We start from the raw sequence: 20630 nt of genomic DNA, 5'->3' as shown, positions 1-20630 counted from the left end.
CCCTCCGCTTTTGCGGAGGGCGTTTTACGGGCAGGATGCCTCGTTTGCAGCCGGGGAACAGGACGTTCATCCAATCGTTGTCTTCGGGAGTGGGAAATGAAGCCTTTTTTGCGCTGGTGTTTCGTGGCGACAGCTCTCACGCTGGCAGGATGCAGTAGCACCGCCTGGCGTAAGGACGCCGTCCTCGCAGTACCATTGCAACCGACTTTACAGCAAGAAGTGATTCTGGCACGCATGGAACAAATTCTTGCCAGTCGGGCTTTATCCGATGACGAACGCGCACAGCTTTTATATGAGCGCGGAGTGTTGTATGATAGTCTCGGTCTGAGGGCATTAGCGCGAAATGATTTTTCACAAGCGCTGGCAATCCGACCCGATATGCCTGAAGTATTCAATTACTTAGGCATTTACTTAACGCAGGCAGGCAATTTTGATGCTGCCTATGAAGCGTTTGATTCTGTACTTGAGCTTGATCCAACTTACAACTACGCGCACTTGAACCGCGGTATCGCCCTGTATTACGGCGGCCGGGCTAAGTTAGCGCAAGATGATCTGCTGGCGTTTTATCAAGACGATCCCAATGATCCTTTCCGTAGCCTGTGGCTTTATATCGCCGAGCGTAAACTCGACGAGAAGCGGGCGCTTGAAGCACTCAGAGAGCGCTTAAACAAGTCGGACAAAGAGCAATGGGGATGGAACATTGTCGAGTTCTACCTTGGCGACATTAGCGAAAAAGAGCTGATGACTCGTCTGAAGGCAGACGCAACGGATAACACCTCGCTCGCTGAGCATCTCAGTGAAACCAACTTCTATTTAGGTAAGTACTACCTAAGTCTGGGGGACAAGGACAGCGCTACGGCACTGTTCAAACTGGCGGTCGCTAACAACGTACATAACTACGTTGAGCACCGATACGCATTGTTGGAATTATCGCTCTTGGGCCAGGAGCAAGATGACCTGGCAGAATCGGACCAGCAATAGCTGACGAACACATCAGCCCATAGTTTTTTGCTTGCCATCACCTTTGCGGGTGAGGGCGTTGTTGTTCGTTAATACACCTACTTTGAGCCGGTTCACACTTTTCAATGAAAATTACCGTAAATTTTCACGATGAGTTATGTAGACTGGCCGCCATTAATTTTGAGGCACACGTACTACATGGCTGAATTCGAAACCACTTTTGCAGATCTGGGCCTGAAGGCTCCCATCCTTGAAGCGCTTAACGATCTGGGTTACGAAAAACCATCTCCGATCCAGGCTGAGTGCATTCCGCATCTGCTGGACGGCCGCGATGTTCTGGGTATGGCCCAGACCGGTAGCGGTAAAACCGCAGCGTTCTCTTTACCGCTGCTGAACAACATTGATCCTGAGCTGAGAGCACCACAGATTCTGGTGCTGGCGCCGACCCGCGAACTGGCGGTACAGGTTGCTGAAGCAATGACGGAATTCTCTAAACATATGCGCGGCGTAAACGTGGTTGCCCTGTACGGCGGCCAGCGTTATGACGTGCAGCTGCGCGCCCTGCGTCAGGGTCCGCAGATCGTTGTCGGTACCCCGGGTCGTCTGCTGGACCACCTGAAGCGCGGCACGCTGGATCTCTCTAAACTGAGCGGTCTGGTACTGGACGAAGCCGATGAAATGCTGCGCATGGGCTTTATCGAAGACGTAGAAACCATTATGGCGCAGATCCCGGAAGGTCATCAGACCGCGCTGTTCTCTGCCACCATGCCGGAAGCGATTCGTCGCATTACCCGCCGCTTTATGAAAGAGCCGCAGGAAGTGCGCATTCAGTCCAGCGTCACCACGCGCCCGGACATCAGCCAGAGCTACTGGACGGCCTACGGCATGCGTAAAAACGAAGCGCTGGTGCGCTTCCTGGAAGCGGAAGACTTTGATGCGGCGATTATCTTCGTGCGTACCAAAAACGCGACTCTGGAAGTGGCTGAAGCGCTGGAGCGTAGCGGCTATAACAGCGCCGCGCTGAACGGCGATATGAACCAGGCGCTGCGTGAGCAGACGCTGGAGCGTCTGAAAGACGGTCGTCTGGACATTCTGATCGCCACCGACGTTGCGGCCCGTGGTCTGGACGTTGAGCGTATCAGCCTGGTTGTTAACTATGACATCCCGATGGATTCCGAGTCTTACGTTCACCGTATCGGCCGTACCGGTCGTGCGGGTCGTGCTGGCCGCGCCCTGCTGTTCGTTGAGAACCGCGAGCGTCGCCTGCTGCGTAACATCGAACGTACGATGAAACTGACGATCCCTGAAGTAGAACTGCCAAACGCAGAACTGCTGGGCAAACGTCGCCTGGAAAAATTCGCGGCTAAAGTTCAGCAGCAGCTGGAAAGCAGCGATCTGGACCAGTACCGTGCGCTGCTGGCGAAAATCCAGCCGACGGCGGAAGGCGAAGAGCTGGACGTGGAAACGCTGGCCGCCGCGCTGCTGAAAATGGCCCAGGGCGAACGTTCTCTGATCGTCCCGCCGGATGCGCCGATGCGTCCTAAGCGTGAGTTCCGCGATCGTGATGACCGTTTCGAGCGTCGTGGCGACCGTAATGACCGCGGCCCGCGTGGCGATCGTGAAGATCGTCCGAAGCGTGAGCGTCGTGATGTTGGCGAGATGGAACTGTACCGCATTGAAGTAGGCCGTGATGACGGCGTTGAAGTTCGTCATATCGTTGGCGCGATCGCTAACGAAGGCGATATCAGCAGCCGTTACATCGGTAACATCAAGCTGTTCGGTTCTCACTCCACCATCGAACTGCCGAAAGGTATGCCGGGCGAAGTACTGCAGCACTTTACTCGCACCCGCATCCTGAACAAACCGATGAACATGCAGCTGATGGGCGATGCGCAGCCGCGCACTGAACGTCGTGGCGGCGGTGAACGTCGTGAAGGCGGTCGTGGTTTCGGCGGTGAGCGTCGTGAAGGCGGCCGTAGCTTCGGTGGCGAACGTCGTGAAGGCGGTCGTGGTGATGGTCGTCGTTTCAGCGGCGAACGTCGTGAAGGCCGTGCGCCGCGTCGTGACGATGCAGCTGCGCCGCGCCGTGATGACTCCGCTGGTCGTCGTCGTTTCGGTGGCGATGCGTAATTAGCGCAACACGCTAGCGTAAAGTAAATAATACAGCCCCGATCGCCATGATTGGGGCTTTTTTTATTCCTTTTGTACTCGTGTACTGGTACAGTGCGTCGCACCCACTGTGGGAAAGTTTTTTTGACTGGAGATTTCGGTAAATGGCGACACTAACCACTACAACCACCCGGCCGTCCCTGTTTGGCGGCGTGGTGATTATCGGCGGCACGATTATTGGCGCGGGCATGTTCTCGCTGCCGGTGGTGATGTCCGGCGCGTGGTTCTTCTGGTCGCTGGCGGCGCTGGTTTTTACCTGGTTCTGCATGTTGCACTCCGGTCTGATGATCCTGGAAGCCAACCTCAACTACCGGATTGGCTCCAGTTTCGACACCATCACCAAAGACCTGCTCGGCAAGGGCTGGAACCTGGTGAACGGCGTGTCGATCGCCTTTGTGCTGTATATCCTGACTTACGCCTATATTTCGGCGAGCGGTTCGATCCTGCACCATACCTTCAGTGAAATGTCGCTGAACGTACCGGCGCGCGCGGCGGGCTTCGGCTTTGCGCTTCTGGTGGCATTTATTGTCTGGATGAGCACCAAAGCGGTGAGCCGCATGACGGCTATCGTGCTCGGCGCCAAGGTCATCACCTTCTTCCTGACCTTCGGCAGCCTGCTGGGACACGTCGAACCGACGACGCTGTTTAACGTCGCGGAGAAGAATGCCTCCTATGCGCCCTACCTGCTGATGACGCTGCCGTTCTGCCTGGCCTCGTTTGGCTATCACGGTAACGTGCCGAGCCTGATGAAATATTATGGTAAGGATCCGCGCACCATTACCCGCTGTCTGATTTACGGTACGCTGCTGGCGCTGGGTCTGTACGTGGTCTGGCTGCTGGTGACGATGGGCAATATCCCGCGTCCGCAGTTTATCGATATTGCGCAGAAGGGCGGTAACATTGATGTACTGGTACAGGCCCTGAGCGGCGTACTGAATAACCGCGGCCTGGATCTGCTGCTGGTAGTGTTCTCCAACTTTGCCGTCGCGAGTTCGTTCCTCGGCGTGACGCTGGGTCTGTTCGACTATCTGGCGGATCTGTTTGGCTTTGACGATAGCGCGATGGGGCGCTTTAAAACCGCGCTGTTGACCTTTATCCCGCCGATGCTCGGTGGGCTGGTGAAACCAGATGGTTTCCTTTACGCCATCGGCTATGCCGGCCTGGCGGCGACGGTATGGGCGGCCATTGTGCCGGCGCTGCTGGCCCGCGCTTCGCGTAAACGCTTCGGCAGCCCACAGTTCCGCGTGTGGGGCGGAAAAGCGATGATTGTGCTGATCCTGCTCTTTGGTCTCGGCAACGCGGTGGTGCACTTCCTGTCGAGCTTTAATCTGCTGCCGGTTTATCAGTAAGGTTAATGCCCGGTGGCATAACATCCACCGGGCTGACGTTTGTGTTACCCCAACAGCTCCTCTTTCACCTGCATCGCCAAATCAAACGAATGCAGGCGAGCCTGATGGTCGAAGATCTGGCCGTTGACCATGATTTCATCCGCCTCGGTTTCGCGCAGAATGGACTCTAAGCCGTGGCGGACTTTCGTTTTATCGCCGACCAGCGACATGCTTAACGCCTGCTGCACGCCATACTGCTCGGACGCTGACCACAGCTGATGCATATTTTCCACCGGCGGCGGCAGCTGTCCGGTTTCGCCGCGCCGCAGCTTAACGAACGCCTGCTGCATAGAGGTAAAGAGGAACTCCGCATCGCGGTTGCTGTCGGCGGCGATAATATTGATACACACCATCGCGTACGGTTTTTCCAGCCGCGCCGAAGGTTTGAAATTGCTGCGATACAGATGCAGCGCCTGGAACAGCATATCCGGCGCGAAATGCGAGGCGAAAGCAAACGGCAGGCCGAGCTGCGCCGCCAGCTGGGCGCTGTACAGGCTTGAGCCCAGCAGCCACACCGGAATTCGTTCGCCATAGCCGGGAACCGGACGCACGTGCGGGTTCGGATCGCGGGCGTCAAACCAGTCCACCAGTTCCGCCACGTCGCGCGGGAAGTTATCGACATCGCCGCTCATATGGCGGCGCAGGGCGCGCATGGTCGGCTGATCGCTGCCTGGCGCGCGGCCAAGGCCGAGATCGATACGCCCGGGATAAAGGGTATTCAGGGTGCCGAACTGCTCGGCGATCACCAGCGGTGAGTGGTTGGGCAGCATCACCCCGCCGGAACCGAGATGCAGAGTGGTGGTATTGGCGGCGAGATAGCCTATCAGCACTGAGGTCGCCGCGCTGGCAATGCCGACCATATTATGGTGCTCCGCCAGCCAGTAGCGGTGATAGCCGCGCGATTCGGCCAGCCTGGCGAGATCCAGAGAGTGGGTAAAGGCTTCTTTGGCAGAAGATCCTTGCGGGATCGGCGCCAGGTCGAGCACCGAGAACGGAACAGATTTGTCAGTCATAAAGGCTCACTTTGCTACAGCATCGTCATCAGATTGAAGGTCTTCTTCCAGCCTGGCGCATCCTGGACGCGCCAGCCAGAAAAGCTGCATCTTTAATAATGCATTAAAATCTGAGCACTGTTGTTAACAAAGTGAGCGGTTTATCAGGCTTGCAGCACCAGACCGGGCAGCCGTTTCCAGTAGCCGTTGCAATCACTATTGCTGGTAAGATCCAGTGGCGCAGCACCGTTTTCGTTGGCGCGGAAGGCCTCTAGCATAGCGAAGGTTTCGTTGCCCATCGGCGACAGGCGCACCATATCCACCAGGCCGTGCATCGAGGTTAACTCGTTGCCAAGGTTATAGACGTAGCCGCTCATCGTCTGGATACCGTTGAGCACGAACACCTGCTGGTTCTCCTGCGACAGCATGCTGCGTCCGGTCGGGTACTTGATGCAGCAGGTTTCGCATTCGTCCTTTGGCCGGTCTTCCGAGCGGGCGGTAAAGCAGCGCGCGGAATAGGCCAGCGGCAGATGGCCGTAGCTCAGCACTTCCACTTCAAACTGGTTGCGAATACCCAGCTCTTCGCACTGGGTCAGTAAATTTGCCAGCCAGTCGCGGGAAAGCTCTACCGGCATGCACCAACGCATCATGCCTTGTTTCAGCAGCAGGCGCAGAGTGACGGCGTTATAGCAGTTCAGCGCATGCCCGGCAACGAACGGCAGCTTGCGTTCGGCGCAGAGGTTCACCACGCCAAGGTCGCTGGCCTCAATCAGGAACTCGCCGTTAGCGACATAGCGCTTCAGTTCGCCCAGTTCGGAAGAGGCCTGCACCAGCGCGAGGGTAGACAGCACCACCTGTTTGCCGCTACCGGCCAGCGCTTTTGCCATCTCGATCCAGTCGCCAACTTTGGTGGCGCGGCGTTTGCTGCACACGGCTTCGCCGAGATAAATGGTGTCGGCGCTGCTGTTTGCCGCCTGCTGGTAAAAATCTTCCAGCGTCTCTTTTGGCCAGTAGTACAGCACCGGCCCTAATGAATATTTCATGTTTCTCACTGCCATTTACGGTGATAGGCGCCAAGGGTGGTTTGCGTCCCTTCGGACATCGAACCAAGGGTTTCCATCCAGGCGGATTGCGGCACAAAATTCTGCGGATCGGCTTTGCAGCGGTCGATCGCCTGGCGCCAGACTTTCGCCACCTGGGTGACGTACGCCGGGCTGCGCTGACGGCCTTCGATTTTCACCGAGGCGATATTGGCGGCCATCAGCTCCGGCAACAGCTCCAGGGTGTTTAGGCTGGTGGGTTCTTCCAGTGCGTGATAGCGCTCGCCATCGACCAGATAGCGGCCTTTGCACAGCGTCGGATAGCCGGCGTTTTCGCCATCCTGATAGCGGTCGATCAGCACCTCATTAAGGCGAGATTCCAGCCCCTGCGGCGTTTGCTGCCAACGCACGAAGCGGGCAGGTGAACAGGCGCCGACGGTATTCGGCGATTCGCCGGTCAGGTAGGAAGAGAGATAGCAGCGGCCTTCCGCCATGATGCACAGGCTACCGAAGGCGAAGACTTCCAGCGGCACCGGCGTGGCACGGGCCAACTGCTTCACCTGGTGAATAGATAACACTCGTGGTAGTACGACGCGTGCCACGTCAAAGTTGCGATGATAGAAGCGAATGGCCTCTTCATTGGTGGCGGAAGCCTGCACCGAAACGTGACGCTCAATGTGTGGATAACGCTCCGCGGCGTACTCCAGCATGGCAATATCGGCCAGGATCAGCGCATCGGCGCCCAGCTGGGCGGCCATGTCCACCGCGCGCTGCCAGCGAGCGTAGCCGTCGGGATGGGCGAAGGTGTTGATCGCAATATGTAGCTTACGACGGTGCTGATGCACAAAGCTGACGGCTTCCTGCAGTTTCTTTTCGGTGAAATTAAGGCCGGCAAAGTGGCGGGCGTTGGTGTCATCTTTCAGCCCGATATAGACGGCATCGGCGCCGTTTTCGATGGCCGCCTTAAGCGCCGGAAGGTTACCGGCTGGGCAGAGCAGCTCCATAATTTTTCCTGAAAAATGCGGCCCGTCAGGGACGCTGAATGGTTAACGAGCAGGGATTTTAGTTAACCTTCTGGTGACAATTTTTGATTTGAGGCAGTTAAAAGTGTATTGGTGGCGCCAATAACTGGCGGCCGTCATCGCGTTTTTGTTGATTTACGCCGCTATGTTGTTTATGTGATATGGCACAATAGCGGAACAATTGCATTCATGGAGTAAAGCTTGTGTTGGATAAACTGCGTTCCCGGCTGGTCCACTTTGGCCCGTCTTTACTGAGCGTGCCGGTTAAGCTGGCGCCTTTTGCCCTCAAGCGCCAGGTGCTGGAGCAGGTGCTAAGCTGGCAGTTCCGTCAGGCGCTGGCAGAGGGAGAACTGGAGTTTCTCGAGGGGCGCTGGTTAAGTATTCATGTGCGTGACATCGGTCTGCTGTGGTATACCTCGGTAGTCGATGGTCGCCTGGTGGTCAGCCAGCAGGCCGACGCCGACGTCAGCTTCAGCGCCGACGCCAGCGATCTGTTAATGATTGCCGCGCGCAAGCAGGATCCGGATACGCTATTCTTCCAGCGTCGTCTGGTGATTGAAGGCGATACGGAGCTGGGGCTGTACGTAAAAAATTTGATGGACGCCATTGAGCTCGAGCAGATGCCAAAAGCGCTGCGCGTGATGTTGCTGCAACTGGCGGATTTTGTCGAAGCTGGACTGAAGAGCCCGCAGAAACCTGAACAGACATCGGTAGGTGAGGCATGCTGATTCGAGTGGAGATTGGGATTGATGCACCGGGAATCGACGCGCTGCTGCGTCGTACCTTCGGCCGCGATGCCGAAGCGCAGCTGGTGCACGATCTGCGTGAAGATGGACTGATCACGCTGGGGGTGGTGGCAACGGATGATGAAGGCCAGGTGATCGGCTACGTTGCCTTCAGCCCGGTTGCAGTGGAAGGTGAAGAGCTGCAGTGGGTCGGTCTGGCGCCGTTGGCGGTGGATGAACACTATCGTGGACAGGGCATTGGCCGGCAACTGGTCTATGAAGGGCTGGATTCGCTGAATGAGTTCGGCTATGCCGCGGTGGTGACGCTGGGCGACCCGGATTTATACCGTCGCTTCGGCTTTGAGCCGGCCGCGCGCTTCGATCTCCGCTGCCGCTGGCCGGACAGCGCGGAGGCGTTCCAGGTTCACCGTCTGGCGGATGACGCTCTCGAAGGCGTCCACGGCCAGGTAGAATACAGCGACCATTTTAATCGCCTTTGAGCCTCGCCAGCAGGGTATCGAAGGCATCCTCTCCGGCAACGAGGCGCTCTTTTTCGCGCTTCGTTAGCTGCTTAACGCGGTATTCCAGTCGCAACGCAAGTGAGTGTTCACCAACCTCGTGGCTAAAGGCCAGCAGCAGGTCGCCTTTACCGCGCAACGCCTTCGCGCCTTTTCCCGCCTGATGCTGGCGAAAGCGGCGCGGCACATCGGTGGTGATGCCGGTATAAAGGCGATTGTCCGCGGTTCGAATGAGATACAGAAACCAGCACACGGTCACAAAGTCACTATGGTAAGGTGTGTGCACCATAGCATAATGGAGAAGAAAGATGGAAACCCTTGCTGCCATTGGTCGCTGGCTGAGTAAGCAGCACGTCGTCACCTGGTGCGTCTCCCGCGACGACGAGCTGTGGTGTGCGAATGCCTTTTACGTCTATGACCAGGATACCGTGGCCTTTTATCTGCTCAGCGATGAGCACACCCGCCACGGTCAGATGACCGGCGAACGGGCGAAAGTTGCCGGTACGGTTAATGGCCAGCCAAAAACCGTGGCCCTGATCCGCGGCGTGCAGTTCAAAGGCGAGATCCGTCGTCTGAGCGGTGACGAAGAGGCGCGGATGCGCCAGCGCTACGTCAAGCGCTTTCCAGTGGCCCGCATGCTGTCGGCGCCGGTATGGGAGATTCGTCCGGACGAAATCAAGTTTACCGATAACACGCTGGGCTTCGGGAAAAAGTTACACTGGCGGCGTGATGCCGGCGCCGAGCAGGCGTAGCGCTTCGCGATTGAAGGCCGGCAGATCGTCCGGCGTTCTGCTGGTGACCAGCTGTTCGTTATCGACCACCACCTCCTGGTCGTAAAACTCGCCCCCGGCGTTTTTCACATCCACCACGATAGGCTTCACCGCCGTGAGCTTACGCCCGCGGATCACATCGGCGCTGATCAGCAGCTGTGGGCCATGGCAGATGGCGAAGACCGGCTTCCCGCCGTTGACGAAATCGCGGGTAAAGGTGACGAAGCGTTCATCCCCGCGCAACTGATCAGGGGAATAGCCCCCGGGCAGCAGCAAGGCATCAAATTCGCCCGGTGTGACGTCATCGATGGCTCTGTCGATGGCGACCTCCGCTTCTCCCTGTTTACCCTTCACCGTCTTGCCAGCCTGCTTTTCGATCGTGACGACCTGATGCCCGGCGAGCTTGAACGCGTCGGCGGGAGAGGTAAATTCAGAATCTTCAAAGTCGTCGGTAATGAGCACGGCTATCTTTTTACTCATGCTTCCTCCGCTATCTGGATGGTCAATGAGGTAATTCCATGATGATGGTGGATACTTACCTTGTAAGGTATTAAGCCTGGAACATGAGCCCGAAAGTGCAAGGCGGAGAATTCTGTAAAGGAGAATCAATGAGTCAGGTATTATTAACCGGTGCGACCGGATTAGTTGGCGGTCACTTACTCCGGCTGCTGCAGAATGAGCCGAGCATCAGCTCCATCGCCGCCCCGACGCGTCGCCCGCTGGCGCCAGCGGAAGGTGTCTTTAATCCTCACGATCCCCAGCTGACCGATGCCCTGGCGCAGGTGGTCGACCCGGTCGATATCGTCTTCTGCTGTCTGGGAACAACGCGTCGGGAAGCGGGAAGCAAAGAGGCCTTTGTCCATGCTGATTACACGCTGGTTATCGATACGGCACTGGCCGGAAAACGGCTTGGCGCGCAGCATATGCTGGTGGTCAGCGCGATGGGCGCCAATGCCCACTCGCCGTTTTTCTACAATCGGGTGAAGGGGGAAATGGAGGCGGCGTTGATTGAACAGGCCTGGCCGCGGCTGACCATCGCCCGGCCGTCGATGCTGTCAGGCGAGCGGGAAAAAAAACGGGCCAATGAGACTTTCCTCGAACCGCTGTTCCGGCTGCTGCCAGGAAACTGGAAAGCGATTCCGGCCCGTGACGTGGCGATTGCCCTGCTGGCGGAGGCGCTGTCGCCCTCCCAGGAAGGCGTGCAAATTCTGACGTCATCCCAGCTGCGGGAGCGCGCCGCGCAGCAGGCTGAATAGCGTTTTGCAAACGCAAATATCCGGCGTACTATTCACGGCTTCAATTCATATCCACATTTCTTGCTGGGGAATGCTATGACTGGTCAGTCTTCATCTCAGGCGGCGTCACCGTTTCAATGGTGGAAACCCGCGCTTTTCTTTCTCGTCGTGATTGTCGGCCTGTGGTTCGTCAAATGGCAGCCCTATTACGGGAAAGCCTTCACCGCCGCGGAAACCCACAGTATCGGTAAATCCATTCTCGCCCAGGCCGACGCCAATCCGCTGAAAGCCGCGTGGGACTATGCGATGGTTTACTTCCTCGCCGTCTGGAAAGCGGCAGTGCTCGGCGTGCTGCTCGGGTCGCTGATTCAGGTGCTCATCCCGCGCGATTGGCTGCTGCGCACCCTGGGACAATCGCGTTTTCAGGGCACGCTGCTGGGGGCGATTTTTTCACTGCCTGGCATGATGTGCACCTGCTGCGCCGCGCCGGTCGCGGCCGGCATGCGTAAACAACAGGTGTCGATGGGCGGGGCGCTGGCGTTCTGGATGGGTAACCCGCTGCTCAACCCGGCGACACTGGTGTTTATGGGCTTTGTCCTGGGCTGGCAGTTTGCGCTGGTTCGCCTGGTCGCTGGCCTGGCGACGGTGCTGATTGTTGCGACCCTGGTGCAGAAATGGGTGAAAGAGGCGGCGACGCAGCCGGTAGCGGTGCCTGCTGCACCGTCTGAAGCGGCCAGAGACAGCTTCTTTAGCCGCTGGCTGCGGGCGCTGTGGACCCTGTTCTGGAACACGATCCCGGTTTATATCCTCGCGGTACTGGTGCTGGGAGCGGCGCGGGTCTGGCTGTTCCCGCACGCCGATGGCGCGGTGGATAACACGTTGTTCTGGGTCATCGCGATGGCGATCGCCGGCTGCCTGTTTGTGATCCCTACCGCGGCGGAAATTCCGATTGTGCAGACGATGATGCTGGCTGGCATGGGGACAGCGCCCGCGCTGGCGCTGCTCATCACTCTGCCGGCGGTGAGCGTGCCGTCGCTGATTATGCTGCGCAAAGCCTTCCCCGCCAAAGCGCTGTGGCTGACGGGCGGACTGGTGGCGCTGTGCGGGGCGATTGTCGGTGCGCTGGCGCTGGTGTAGTTTGCCGTAAACGTATGGATAGCCGGATTGGCTGCCGGGCGGCGGCTACGCCTTACCCGGCACACAACGGACAGGGGACGGTAGCCCGGCTAAGCGCAGCGCCAGCCGGGAGACTGCAGGTTTATTTGATGTAGGTAAAGGCGGTAGTCACCCGGGACACGCCGCTCACCCGGCTGGCAATATCCGCGGCAGCCCGGCCTTCGCGCTCGGTCACCAGCCCCATCAGGAAGACTTCGCTGTTTTCCGTGGTCACCTTCACGTTCGAGGATTTGACCTGATCGGTGCTCAGCAGCTGCGAACGCACCTTGGTGGTAATCCAGGTATCAGACGAGGCGGTCCCTAAACCAATCGGCTGGCCCTGGCGCACTTCATTAAACACTTCCGTGGTCCCTTCCACGCCCATGGCGATTTGCTTGGCGCGGGCGGAGAGGTCCGGCGTCGGCGACTGGCCGGTCAGCAGGACTTTGCCCTGATAAGCCGTGACGTTGATGCGGGCCTGTTTCTTAATCTGTTCATCTTTCGACAAGGCGCTATTGACGCGCAGTTCCAGGGTGCTGTCATCGACCTGGGTTCCCACCGTACGCGGGTCCGTTGCGGCTTTAGTGCCGACAGCTGCCGTTCCGACTACCGCGGCGGCAACGCAGCCCTGCAGCAATAGTGCAGAAAGCAGGATGGCGAGGGGCGAGAGAGCCTTCATGTGTTCTCCTTAATCGTCCTGGTGTGGAAAAAGGGTGTTATCTATCAAATCGCACAGACAGTTGACGGTTAGCATATGCATCTCCTGAATACGCGCGCTGCGATGCGAGGGGATGCGGATTTCGACATCCTGCTGACCTAAGAGGCCAGCCAGCTCACCGCCGTCATAGCCGGTTAACGCGACGATAGTCATGTCGCGAGTCACGGCGGCTTCCACCGCTTTGACGATATCCCGGCTGTTACCGCGCGTAGAGATCGCCAGCAGCACATCGCCGGCGTGTCCCAGGGCGCGCACCTGCTTGGCGTAGATCTCGTCATGCAGGCGATCGTTGGCGATCGCGGTTAAGACCACATTATCGGTATTTAGTGCAATGGCGGGTAAACCAGGGCGTTCCGTTTCAAAACGATTAATCATGCTGGCAGCAAAATGCTGTGCGTTGGCGGCGGAGGTGCCATTACCACAACAGAGGATTTTGTTGCCGTTGAGCAGGGACTGCACGAGCGTCATCGCCGCCCGGGAGATGGCGTCCGGGAGTGCTTCCGCTGCGGCAATTTGGGTTTGAATGCTTTCGGTAAAGCAGGCTTTGATTCTGTCGAGCACGGGATCCCTTACTTCTGGTATTACGCTATTCGCCAAAGGCGTTTTTTAGCCATTGGATGTCGTTTCCGGTGAAGGCTACCACATCGAAACGGCAATCCACAGTCTCAAAGCTCCCATTCTGTCGGCAGAGCCACAAACGGGCGGCTTTAAGCAGTCGTTGTTGTTTTTGCGGGGTGACGCTGGCCGCCGCGTCACCGTACCGGGCGCTACGGCGGTAGCGCACCTCGACAAAAACGGTGACGGCGCCGTCGCGCATGATGAGGTCAATTTCGCCGCCACGCTCGCGGGCATTGGCGGCGATAAAACGCAGGCCCTGGCCTTCCAGCCAGCGGCGAGCCTGGTTTTCCCAGGCATCGCCAGTCTGTTTGCTTAGCTGGCCGGAACGATTTTTCCCTGCTGGTACTTGAGCCATGACAGTTTCCTGTTAATCACGCAGTCCTGGGTGGCCGTCAGATCGCCGGTATTGCCGTTCAGCTCGAAGCCCGGCGTTTGGCGCATTTGCGTGAAGTGGTTCGCCAGTGACCAGGCGTCAGCTCCCATGGCATACAGGCGCGCCAGCGAGTAGTCATTACGTACAGCGGACAGCGCCTGCTGCATCAGCGCCGGGTTGCTGCCGGCCAGCATCGGGATCTCACTATACTGCAGCCCTTCCATCTCCAGACGGAAATCCGGCCCTGCGGTGCCCTGGGCGCTGCGCGAGCTGGCGTACAGGGTGACATTGTTTTGACTGCCGTTGCGCATGGCGATCATGGGTTTGATATAGGCAATCTGTTCCGGGGTGGCGAGGATATAGGCGGCGTCCACGCTGCCGCCGCTGCTCACCGGCATCTCATCCGCACTGCCGAGGGAACTGTTCTGGGCCGAAGGCAGGGTGGAGACCGGGGTGCCGGTCAGCGCAATGCCCCCTCCGCCGTTGACGCTGGCGCGCAGCTCGGCCGTGGATCCAAAACGCTGCTGCAGGACGCTGGCGCCGCCCAGCTTCAGCCATTCGTCGGCAAACGCGCTAACCACGCGATCGCCCAGCGCACCGCGCGGAACCAGCAGCAGTGGCGTCTGTTTGCCCTGTTGGTGGATATGTCGGGCCGCGTCACGCGCTTCGTCTTCCGGGGAAAGCGCGAAATAGCAGAGGTTAGCGCGGCTTTCGACTTTCTCCGGCTGGTTGAGGGCCAGTACATTGAGCGGCGTGTTGCTCTTAATCACATCATCTACGTTCTCTTTCAGCAGCGGCCCGACGACTAAAGTGGCGCCATCCTGCTGAGCCTGGGCAAGCAACTGACTGATGGGCTGGCTGGTGGTGTCGTAAATTTTCAGTTCCGCAGAGGGGTTGGCGGCGCTGGCGACTGCGGGCTGAGGCTGTGCGGTCGGGGCGGTGACCGGCTGAGTGACCGGGGAAGCGGTGGTCTGCGGCGTGGCGGACGCTGCCGGCGCCTGGGCTGTAGGTTCCGCGGCAGGCGCCGCCTGGTCTTGTGCCGGGGCTTGCACCGGTTCAGCGCGGCTTCCGGTGGCGGTTAGATCGCTGACTTCTGCCTGCGACGGACTCACTACATCATCATTACCGGAGACATTCGCCGCCTGGGCAACCTGCGCGGGAACCGCGCTACCCGTCACCGACGGCGCACCATTTTTGGCTGCTTCAAAGCCCTGCTGGATAGTGCGGCCGAAGATCGACGCCTGACCGTTCAGCGGCAGAAAAAGCGCAATCTTGTTGGTGGACGCGGGCTTATAGTTTTGCATGTTCACCAGCGCCGTCGGCAGCATTTTGGCGCCCGGATTTTGCGGATAGCGCGTCTGCCAGTCTTTAACGCCTGCTTTCAGCAGCGTCGGATCGTTGCGGTTGTCAAACCACATCCGCTGCAGATCCAGCCAGCCCTGGAGGGTATTTTCATCGGCGTTGATCACCAGCGCATTGGCCTGGTCCTGGGGCATCGAGGTGAGCGCTTGCCACGTCGCATCAATATTTTTCTGACGCTGTTTCGCGTCACTCAGCAGCGGCTGCTGGGCGATTAAGGCGCGCAGCAGGGTCAGCGATGGTTTGCCCTGGCTGGCATCGATTTGCGCCTGCCAGTAGCGCGCCTGCTGGGGTTGATCCAGGCTTGTCGGGTCGAGCTTTGCCAGCAGAGTACGAGCGCCCTGATAGTCGTTTTGCGCCAGCTTCACTTCCACCGCCAGCAGCGACTGTTCACGGGCCTGGGTGCTGTTCAGGTTCGACGGCAGCTGGTTGTACAGGTCGATGGCCTGCTGCTTCTTCCCTTCCTGCAGCAGTGCACGAATGGCGAGTAATTGCCAGTTGGTCTTGCTATCATTCGTGCTTTGCTGCATCTGCTGTAGGTAGAAACTGGAGTTGGCCTGCGATGTACCCTGCATAAACGCCGTGCTTTGATCCTGCGTGTGGGTGCCGCAGCCAGCAAAAAGAAGCGTCGCCAGCAATACGGGCAGACAGCGCGCGGGCTTAGAACGAAGAAATGTTGACGGTACCATAAGTGTCCAGTGATATTTTTTTGGCTCAATGCTCAATATTAAATCGGCAATACGGACGAGACAATGAAACAACACGAATCAGCGGATAATTCTCAGGGGCAGCTCTATATTGTGCCCACTCCGATAGGGAATCTGTCTGATATCACGCAGCGCGCACTGGAAGTGTTGCAAGCTGTTGATTTAATTGCTGCGGAAGATACCCGCCACACCGGTTTGCTGCTGCAACATTTTGCGATTAACGCCCGCTTATTTGCGCTTCACGACCATAACGAGCAGCAAAAGGCGGAAACACTTCTCGCTAAACTGAAAGAAGGGCAAAACATCGCGCTGGTCTCCGATGCCGGCACGCCGCTGATTAACGACCCTGGCTATCATCTGGTGCGCACCTGCCGCGAAGCGAATATTCGCGTGGTGCCGCTGCCGGGTCCCTGTGCGGCCATCGCCGCCCTGAGCGCCGCCGGTCTGCCTTCCGACCGTTTCTGCTATGAAGGCTTCCTGCCGGCGAAATCGAAAGGCCGTCGCGATACCCTGAAGGCGCTGGAAGAAGAACCGCGCACTCTCATCTTCTATGAGTCAACGCACCGTCTGGTGGAGAGTCTGGAAGATATCTGCGCGGTACTGGGAGAATCCCGCTACGTGGTGCTGGCCCGCGAGCTGACCAAAACCTGGGAGTCTATCCACGGCGCGCCGATTGGCGAGCTGGTGGCGTGGGTGAAGGAAGACGAAAACCGCCGCAAAGGCGAGATGGTGTTGATTGTCGAAGGCTTTAAGGCCCAGGAAGAGGCGCTGCCGGCGGCCGCGCTGCGTACCCTGGCGCTGCTGCAAGCGGAGCTGCCGCTGAAGAAAGCCGCCGCGCTGGCCGCGGAGATCCACGGCGTGAAGAAAAATGCGTTGTATAAGTACGCCCTGGAGCAGCAGGGGGAGTAAGCCTGTAAACTGACTTTGGGAGCAGCAAGCCGCTCTTCAGAAATTGAAGGGCGGCTTGAACGTCATCCGATATGTCGGAAGAAATGTCGGAAGAAAAGGGCAGAATCGCTTTCCTTGCCGCACAGCATCCGTAACCAACAAGCCCGGATAAATCCGGGCTAAAAGTAGTTAAATTCTCACGCTCTCGATCAGGTCACCGGCGCCGGGTTAAACACCGCCAGCTGGTTGTGCAGGCCCCATTGATCGGAGAAGGTTTTCTTGCGTCCGCTGGCGACGTCGAGAATAAATTCGAACAGCTTCCGCCCGACATCCTCAATCGTCTCTTCGCCAGTGGCGATGGTCCCGGCGTTAATGTCCATTAAATCATACCAGCGGTTGGCCAGCTCGGTACGGGTCGCCATTTTTATTACGGGTACCGCCATCAGGCCATACGGCGTGCCGCGACCGGTGGTGAACACCTGCACGGTAATGCCAGAGGCGACCTGCTGGGTGCCGCAGACAAAATCGCTGGCGGGGGTAGCGGCATAAATCAGGCCGCGTTTGGTCGGGCGCTGGCCTGGAGAGAGCACCTCGACGATGGCGCTTTTCCCTGATTTAGCAATAGAACCCAGCGCTTTTTCCACCACGTTAGCCAGGCCGCCTTTTTTGTTGCCGGGGGAGGGGTTGGCGCTGCGGTCGGTTTTGCCCATGTCGAGATAGTTATCGTACCAGGCCATCTCTTCCAGCAGGCGTTTGCCGACCTCTTCGTTAATCGCCCGCGGGGTTAACAGATGGATGGCGTCGCGGACTTCGGTCACTTCCGAGAACATCACCGTCGCGCCGCAGCGCACCAGCAGGTCGGATGCATAACCCACCGCCGGGTTGGCGGTCACACCGGAGAAGGCGTCGCTGCCGCCGCACTGCATGCCGACCACCAGCTCTGAAGCCGGACAGGTTTCCCGCTGGCGCTGGTTCAGTTTCGCCAGGTGGCGCTCGGCGACCTGCAGAATGTCATCGACCATCGATTTAAAACCAACATGCTTTTCATCCTGCAGGCTGACGATGCTGGCGCTGTCCACCGGGATACTTTTGACGTCTTCCGTGCCCTGCAGCAGGCGTTCCGGCTGCAGCTTTTCACAGCCGAGGCCAATGACCATCACCTCGCCGCCGAAATTCGGGTTGAGGGCGATATTGTGGATAGTGCGAATTGGCACTACCGCCGCCGGTGCATTAATCGCCACGCCGCAACCGTAGAGGTGGTTCAGGCCTACCACGCCGTCGACGTTGGGGTATTTCGGCAGCAGGTCGCGTTCAATGATTTTCACCACATAATCAACCACGCCCGCAACACAGTGCACGCTGGTGGTGATGCCCAGCAGGTTCTTGGTGCCCACGCTGCCATCGGCATTGCGGTACCCTTCAAAGGTATAGCCTTCCAGCGGCGGTAGGGGTTCAGGCACTTTGGTCGCCAGCGGCAGGGTGTTCAACGGCGGGGCGGTGGGCAGTTCCACCAGCGATTCGTCAATCCAGCTTCCCTGTGGGATGTCGCGCACGGCGAAGCCAATCACTTCTCCGTAGCGGATGATTTCACCGCGGGCAGGGATATCCACCAGGGCTACTTTATGACCCTGTGGGATGTGTTCGACGAGCGTCAGGCCGTCCGGGAAACGTGTTCCGGCGGTCAATCCCCGATCGTTAACAATAATCGCCACGTTATCTGTCGGGTCAACTTTAATATAAAACGCGGTTGGCGATTGTTGTCGAATTGCAATGTCAGCCATTGTCCAGTCATCTCCAAACAGGTGCTAAAAAAAGAATGAAATGGTCATTCTGGTGCTGTAGAAAAGAATAATGAAATAAAGAATGTCAGGAGTAATGGCTTTAAAATGTGATCTGTATCACCCCTCTTTGCGACGACGCTCACGCACCGACAGGCAATCATGAGAACTGTGGATTAGCGCCCATGACTTGTGGCATTTGCCTAACTAAAGCGTCAGATAAGACATTTATATTGTGATTATGCATGGTGTCTGGCGATGGCAGGCTGATTATACTGTGTCATGATTTTGAGGTAGCCGATAGGCAATAAGAGAGCGTTGATATCGTCTATTTAACAAATAAAGAACCCGATTAAAAAAATAATAAAAGGTGTTCTGTGTTTGATGAATATCTTCATGATCCTGGATGGGATGAGAAACAAGGAATACCAACTCGCTATTTTATTCTGCTGATTATATTTATGGTTCGCGAGATTAAACGCCTGGAATTGCAGAAGTAAGCAACGATTAACGCAAGGTAAACATCATGGATAACGCAATTTTCCCGAACAAATTTAAGGCCGCGCTGGCGGCTCATCAGGTGCAGATTGGCTGCTGGTGCGCGCTGGCTAACCCGATCAGCACCGAGGTGCTGGGTCTGGCCGGTTTCGACTGGCTGGTGCTGGATGCGGAACACGCGCCGAACGACGTGACCACGCTTATCCCACAGCTGATGGCGCTGAAGGGCAGCTCCAGCGCGCAGGTAGTCCGTGTGCCGACCAATGAGCCGATCATCATCAAGCGCATGCTGGACATCGGCTTCTATAACTTCCTGGTGCCGTTTGTCGAGACGGCTGAACAGGCGGCGCAGGCGGTGGCGTCGACCCGTTATCCGCCGGAAGGGATCCGCGGGGTCTCCGTTTCCCACCGCGGCAATATGTTCGGCACCGTGGCGGACTACTTCGCCCAGTCCAACAAGAACATTTCCATTCTGGTGCAGATTGAGAGCCAGACCGGGGTGGACAACGTCGAGGCGATTGCCGCGACCGACGGTGTCGACGGCCTGTTCGTCGGCCCGAGCGACCTGGCCGCGGCCTTAGGTCATCTGGGCAATGCCGCCCATCCTGAGGTGCAGCGCGCTATCCAGCATATCTTCGCCAGCGCGAAGAAGCACGGTAAGCCAAGTGGCATTCTGGCGCCGGTGGAAGCCGATGCGCGCCGCTATCTGGAATGGGGCGCGACTTTCGTCGCCGTCGGCAGCGATCTGGGCGTCTTCCGCTCAGCAACGCAGAAACTTGCTGATGCGTTTAAAAAATAATCACCAGGATGAAGAGAGAGAACATTATGACAATCAAAGTGGGTTTTATCGGTCTTGGCATTATGGGCAAACCGATGAGCAAAAATTTGCTGAAAGCAGGTTATTCGCTGGTGGTGTCCGACCGTAACCCGGAAGCGATTGCCGACGTGATTGCCGCGGGTGCTGAGACCGCCACGACGCCGAAGGCGATTGCTGAGCAATGTGACGTGATCATTACCATGCTGCCAAACTCTCCGCATGTGAAAGAGGTGGCGCTGGGTGAAAACGGCATTATCGAAGGCGCAAAGCCGGGCACCGTGGTGATTGATATGAGCTCTATCGCGCCGCTGGCGAGTCGGGAAATCAGCGAAGCGCTGAAAGCCAAGGGTATTGATATGCTGGATGCGCCGGTGAGCGGCGGCGAACCAAAAGCCATCGACGGCACCCTGTCGGTGATGGTCGGCGGCGATAAGGCGATCTTTGATAAATACTACGATCTGATGAAAGCGATGGCGGGCTCCGTGGTGCATACCGGCGACATCGGCGCGGGCAACGTCACCAAACTGGCTAACCAGGTGATTGTCGCCCTGAACATCGCGGCGATGTCTGAAGCGCTGACTCTGGCGACCAAAGCTGGCGTCAATCCGGATCTGGTATATCAGGCGATCCGTGGCGGCCTGGCGGGCAGTACCGTGCTGGATGCCAAAGCGCCGATGGTGATGGATCGTAACTTCAAGCCGGGATTCCGTATCGACCTGCATATTAAAGATCTGGCGAACGCCCTGGATACGTCCCATGGCGTGGGCGCTCAGCTACCGCTGACGGCGGCGGTAATGGAGATGATGCAGGCGCTGCGTGCGGACGGTCTGGGCACCGCGGACCATAGCGCGCTGGCGTGCTACTACGAAAAACTGGCGAAAGTGGAAGTCACTCGCTAAC

The 20630-nt window shown here is 57.9% G+C and carries 22 protein-coding genes; 12 read left to right on the top strand and 10 right to left on the bottom strand.

The genetic code is table 11. The features are described 5' to 3' along the window. The first annotated feature begins 96 nt into the window (after positions 1–96). The 4 genes from nlpI to mtr all read left to right on the top strand — a co-directional run bounded on the left by nlpI (position 97) and on the right by mtr (position 4478). Positions 97–981, top strand: coding sequence for a lipoprotein NlpI (nlpI, locus tag SPE70_RS23235; RefSeq protein WP_002918241.1), 885 nt, complete (start codon positions 97–99; stop codon positions 979–981). Positions 982–1085: 104 nt separating this feature from the next. Next, positions 1086–1166 carry a protein YrbN gene (gene yrbN, locus SPE70_RS23230; RefSeq protein ID WP_085903200.1) on the top strand — a complete coding sequence of 27 codons (81 nt, stop codon included), beginning with the start codon at positions 1086–1088 and terminating at the stop codon, positions 1164–1166. After that, positions 1159–3090, top strand: a complete 1932-nt coding sequence (deaD, locus tag SPE70_RS23225) for an ATP-dependent RNA helicase DeaD (protein ID WP_012540481.1) — start codon at positions 1159–1161, stop codon at positions 3088–3090. The genes yrbN and deaD overlap by 8 nt, the downstream gene beginning before the upstream one ends. A gap of 143 nt (positions 3091–3233) precedes the next feature. Further along, positions 3234–4478 carry a tryptophan permease gene (gene mtr / locus SPE70_RS23220; RefSeq protein WP_012540482.1) on the top strand — a complete coding sequence of 415 codons (1245 nt, stop codon included), beginning with the start codon at positions 3234–3236 and terminating at the stop codon, positions 4476–4478. A gap of 44 nt (positions 4479–4522) precedes the next feature. On the opposite strand, the gene SPE70_RS23215 is transcribed toward mtr, so the two are convergent. From SPE70_RS23215 to ubiU, 3 genes are all read right to left on the bottom strand, one after another. After that, positions 4523–5530 carry a luciferase-like monooxygenase gene (locus tag SPE70_RS23215; RefSeq protein ID WP_002918234.1) on the bottom strand — a complete coding sequence of 336 codons (1008 nt, stop codon included), beginning with the start codon at positions 5528–5530 and terminating at the stop codon, positions 4523–4525. 143 nt (positions 5531–5673) lie between these two features. Beyond that, complete coding sequence (locus SPE70_RS23210; RefSeq protein WP_008806623.1) at positions 5674–6552, bottom strand: U32 family peptidase; 879 nt, start codon at positions 6550–6552, stop codon at positions 5674–5676. Between the two features lie 5 nt (positions 6553–6557). Then, positions 6558–7553 (bottom strand): ubiquinone anaerobic biosynthesis protein UbiU, encoded by a 996-nt coding sequence (gene ubiU, locus SPE70_RS23205; protein ID WP_004206164.1) that lies wholly within the window; start codon positions 7551–7553, stop codon positions 6558–6560. A gap of 221 nt (positions 7554–7774) precedes the next feature. Between ubiU and ubiT the strand changes: the two genes are divergently transcribed. Together ubiT and SPE70_RS23195 are read left to right on the top strand one after the other, a co-directional pair. Further along, entirely contained in the window at positions 7775–8299 is a 525-nt protein-coding gene (ubiT, locus tag SPE70_RS23200; RefSeq protein ID WP_008806622.1) for a ubiquinone anaerobic biosynthesis accessory factor UbiT, read from the top strand. After that, on the top strand, positions 8293–8796 hold the full coding sequence (locus SPE70_RS23195; RefSeq protein WP_008806621.1) for a GNAT family N-acetyltransferase: 504 nt from the start codon (positions 8293–8295) through the stop codon (positions 8794–8796). Before ubiT ends, SPE70_RS23195 begins: the two co-directional genes overlap by 7 nt. On the opposite strand, the gene SPE70_RS23190 is transcribed toward SPE70_RS23195, so the two are convergent. Further along, positions 8783–9073, bottom strand: a complete 291-nt coding sequence (locus SPE70_RS23190; protein WP_032691467.1) for a GIY-YIG nuclease family protein — start codon at positions 9071–9073, stop codon at positions 8783–8785. The two genes, SPE70_RS23195 and SPE70_RS23190, sit on opposite strands and share 14 nt — an antisense overlap. Before the next feature lie 49 nt (positions 9074–9122). Between SPE70_RS23190 and SPE70_RS23185 the strand changes: the two genes are divergently transcribed. Beyond that, positions 9123–9566: a YhbP family protein gene (locus SPE70_RS23185; RefSeq protein WP_012540486.1), complete on the top strand. Its 444-nt coding sequence runs from the start codon at positions 9123–9125 to the stop codon at positions 9564–9566. Here the strand turns inward: SPE70_RS23185 and SPE70_RS23180 are convergent. Beyond that, positions 9528–10064 (bottom strand): type 1 glutamine amidotransferase domain-containing protein, encoded by a 537-nt coding sequence (locus SPE70_RS23180; protein WP_008806618.1) that lies wholly within the window; start codon positions 10062–10064, stop codon positions 9528–9530. The genes SPE70_RS23185 and SPE70_RS23180 overlap by 39 nt on opposite strands. 128 nt (positions 10065–10192) lie before the next feature. Here SPE70_RS23180 and SPE70_RS23175 point away from each other — a divergent pair, with 128 nt between their 5' ends. Further along, a complete protein-coding gene (locus tag SPE70_RS23175; RefSeq protein ID WP_012967175.1) occupies positions 10193–10840 on the top strand; it encodes an NAD(P)H-binding protein in 648 nt (215 codons plus the stop codon). Positions 10841–10915: 75 nt separating this feature from the next. Then, entirely contained in the window at positions 10916–11956 is a 1041-nt protein-coding gene (locus SPE70_RS23170; RefSeq protein ID WP_008806616.1) for a permease, read from the top strand. Positions 11957–12077: 121 nt separating this feature from the next. Here SPE70_RS23170 and dolP read toward each other — a convergent pair whose 3' ends face one another. From dolP to SPE70_RS23150, 4 genes are read right to left on the bottom strand one after another with little or no spacing between them, the layout of a single operon-like run. Then, complete coding sequence (dolP, locus tag SPE70_RS23165) at positions 12078–12653, bottom strand: division/outer membrane stress-associated lipid-binding lipoprotein (protein WP_008806615.1); 576 nt, start codon at positions 12651–12653, stop codon at positions 12078–12080. Between the two features lie 9 nt (positions 12654–12662). Beyond that, positions 12663–13253 carry a DnaA initiator-associating protein DiaA gene (diaA, locus tag SPE70_RS23160; protein ID WP_002918211.1) on the bottom strand — a complete coding sequence of 197 codons (591 nt, stop codon included), beginning with the start codon at positions 13251–13253 and terminating at the stop codon, positions 12663–12665. A 25-nt stretch (positions 13254–13278) separates the two neighbouring features. Continuing rightward, complete coding sequence (locus tag SPE70_RS23155; protein WP_008806614.1) at positions 13279–13665, bottom strand: YraN family protein; 387 nt, start codon at positions 13663–13665, stop codon at positions 13279–13281. Beyond that, positions 13623–15731 (bottom strand): penicillin-binding protein activator, encoded by a 2109-nt coding sequence (locus SPE70_RS23150; protein WP_048964577.1) that lies wholly within the window; start codon positions 15729–15731, stop codon positions 13623–13625. The genes SPE70_RS23155 and SPE70_RS23150 overlap by 43 nt, the downstream gene beginning before the upstream one ends. A gap of 63 nt (positions 15732–15794) precedes the next feature. On the opposite strand from SPE70_RS23150, the gene rsmI reads away from it, so the two are divergent. Further along, positions 15795–16658 (top strand): 16S rRNA (cytidine(1402)-2'-O)-methyltransferase, encoded by an 864-nt coding sequence (gene rsmI / locus SPE70_RS23145; RefSeq protein ID WP_004144878.1) that lies wholly within the window; start codon positions 15795–15797, stop codon positions 16656–16658. Between the two features lie 188 nt (positions 16659–16846). Here the strand turns inward: rsmI and garD are convergent, their stop codons facing one another. Next, on the bottom strand, positions 16847–18418 hold the full coding sequence (garD, locus tag SPE70_RS23140) for a galactarate dehydratase (protein ID WP_049157122.1): 1572 nt from the start codon (positions 18416–18418) through the stop codon (positions 16847–16849). 523 nt (positions 18419–18941) lie between these two features. Here garD and garL point away from each other — a divergent pair. Further along, entirely contained in the window at positions 18942–19712 is a 771-nt protein-coding gene (gene garL / locus SPE70_RS23135) for a 2-dehydro-3-deoxyglucarate aldolase (protein ID WP_023298255.1), read from the top strand. A gap of 26 nt (positions 19713–19738) precedes the next feature. Beyond that, entirely contained in the window at positions 19739–20629 is an 891-nt protein-coding gene (gene garR / locus SPE70_RS23130; RefSeq protein WP_012540492.1) for a 2-hydroxy-3-oxopropionate reductase, read from the top strand. The last annotated feature ends 1 nt before the right edge of the window (position 20630 follow it).

The sequence above is a fragment of the Klebsiella sp. ZJOU C1 genome, from assembly GCF_035620215.1.
Classification (GTDB): Bacteria; Pseudomonadota; Gammaproteobacteria; order Enterobacterales; family Enterobacteriaceae; genus Klebsiella; species Klebsiella variicola.
The sequence above is the reverse complement of the archived record's forward strand: the minus strand, read 5'-3'. Positions and strand labels throughout refer to the sequence as shown.

Excerpts from the sequence above, each read along its gene's own strand:
- garD (WP_049157122.1), bottom strand. The coding sequence starts at position 18,418 with ATGGCTGACATTGCAATTCGACAACAATCGCCAACCGCGTTTTATATT.
- deaD (WP_012540481.1), top strand. The coding sequence starts at position 1,159 with ATGGCTGAATTCGAAACCACTTTTGCAGATCTGGGCCTGAAGGCTCCC.
- SPE70_RS23180 (WP_008806618.1), bottom strand. The coding sequence starts at position 10,064 with ATGAGTAAAAAGATAGCCGTGCTCATTACCGACGACTTTGAAGATTCT.
- garL (WP_023298255.1), top strand. The coding sequence starts at position 18,942 with ATGGATAACGCAATTTTCCCGAACAAATTTAAGGCCGCGCTGGCGGCT.
- SPE70_RS23195 (WP_008806621.1), top strand. The coding sequence starts at position 8,293 with ATGCTGATTCGAGTGGAGATTGGGATTGATGCACCGGGAATCGACGCG.
- SPE70_RS23155 (WP_008806614.1), bottom strand. The coding sequence starts at position 13,665 with ATGGCTCAAGTACCAGCAGGGAAAAATCGTTCCGGCCAGCTAAGCAAA.
- mtr (WP_012540482.1), top strand. The coding sequence starts at position 3,234 with ATGGCGACACTAACCACTACAACCACCCGGCCGTCCCTGTTTGGCGGC.
- rsmI (WP_004144878.1), top strand. The coding sequence starts at position 15,795 with ATGAAACAACACGAATCAGCGGATAATTCTCAGGGGCAGCTCTATATT.
- SPE70_RS23170 (WP_008806616.1), top strand. The coding sequence starts at position 10,916 with ATGACTGGTCAGTCTTCATCTCAGGCGGCGTCACCGTTTCAATGGTGG.
- SPE70_RS23175 (WP_012967175.1), top strand. The coding sequence starts at position 10,193 with ATGAGTCAGGTATTATTAACCGGTGCGACCGGATTAGTTGGCGGTCAC.
- dolP (WP_008806615.1), bottom strand. The coding sequence starts at position 12,653 with ATGAAGGCTCTCTCGCCCCTCGCCATCCTGCTTTCTGCACTATTGCTG.
- garR (WP_012540492.1), top strand. The coding sequence starts at position 19,739 with ATGACAATCAAAGTGGGTTTTATCGGTCTTGGCATTATGGGCAAACCG.
- SPE70_RS23150 (WP_048964577.1), bottom strand. The coding sequence starts at position 15,731 with ATGGTACCGTCAACATTTCTTCGTTCTAAGCCCGCGCGCTGTCTGCCC.
- SPE70_RS23185 (WP_012540486.1), top strand. The coding sequence starts at position 9,123 with ATGGAAACCCTTGCTGCCATTGGTCGCTGGCTGAGTAAGCAGCACGTC.
- yrbN (WP_085903200.1), top strand. The coding sequence starts at position 1,086 with ATGAAAATTACCGTAAATTTTCACGATGAGTTATGTAGACTGGCCGCC.
- SPE70_RS23210 (WP_008806623.1), bottom strand. The coding sequence starts at position 6,552 with ATGAAATATTCATTAGGGCCGGTGCTGTACTACTGGCCAAAAGAGACG.
- ubiU (WP_004206164.1), bottom strand. The coding sequence starts at position 7,553 with ATGGAGCTGCTCTGCCCAGCCGGTAACCTTCCGGCGCTTAAGGCGGCC.
- nlpI (WP_002918241.1), top strand. The coding sequence starts at position 97 with ATGAAGCCTTTTTTGCGCTGGTGTTTCGTGGCGACAGCTCTCACGCTG.
- SPE70_RS23215 (WP_002918234.1), bottom strand. The coding sequence starts at position 5,530 with ATGACTGACAAATCTGTTCCGTTCTCGGTGCTCGACCTGGCGCCGATC.